Source organism: Desulfovibrio sp. OH1186_COT-070 (genome assembly GCF_003860215.1).
Taxonomy (GTDB): Bacteria; Desulfobacterota; Desulfovibrionia; order Desulfovibrionales; family Desulfovibrionaceae; genus Desulfovibrio.
Genome location: NZ_RQYH01000147.1, coordinates 1 through 530, shown reverse-complemented (window position 1 = coordinate 530; position 530 = coordinate 1). Strand labels below are relative to the sequence as shown.

2 pseudogenes are annotated in these 530 nt (G+C 34.7%); both read right to left on the bottom strand.

Going from position 1 to position 530, the window contains the following annotated elements:
• Nucleotides 1-100: 100 nt before the first annotated feature.
• Nucleotides 101-430: pseudogene (locus EII23_RS12285) on the bottom strand (type IV secretory system conjugative DNA transfer family protein); the annotation flags it as partial.
• A pseudogene (locus EII23_RS12280) lies at nt 427-530 on the bottom strand (PcfB family protein); the annotation flags it as partial. The pseudogenes EII23_RS12280 and EII23_RS12285, both read right to left, overlap by 4 nt.

Here is a 530-nt window from a genome sequence, read left to right as displayed (position 1 = left end):
CGGGAGTATAGCGCAGTGATTTTGGTTGCATATTCCATCATGGCGTTATCCTCCTTTTTTGTGTCTATATATCACTCCTGTTCAGTTAATATTATGCAACCCATCTTGCTGAGCCATACTCTTTCCCCTGTCTAAACTTTTTAGCATTTTTCCCTTTGGTATATACGATAATTTTGATTAAAACAGCTACTACCACGCCCATTATAATATCCGTAGGATGAAGGCTTGGAAGAAAGCTCATCGTATTAATCTCTAATATCCCTTGAAAAATTTTGTCAATAATATCGCCACCTATATAGGCTCTTACATGATGTGAAAAGATATTACCTATATAGAAAAATGCAAGATAGGGAATGTTCTGCTTTAGAAACTTTACCTTATCTTGCACCTTAAATAAGCCTTTGATGTCCTTTAATATTTTATCTATCATAGGCTCTGCTCCTTTTGTTTATTCTTGATTTTATCTTTGGAAACAGAGTTTTTAGCCATCTCCTTAAACTTCTCAATATTCTTATGAATGGACTCCTTCC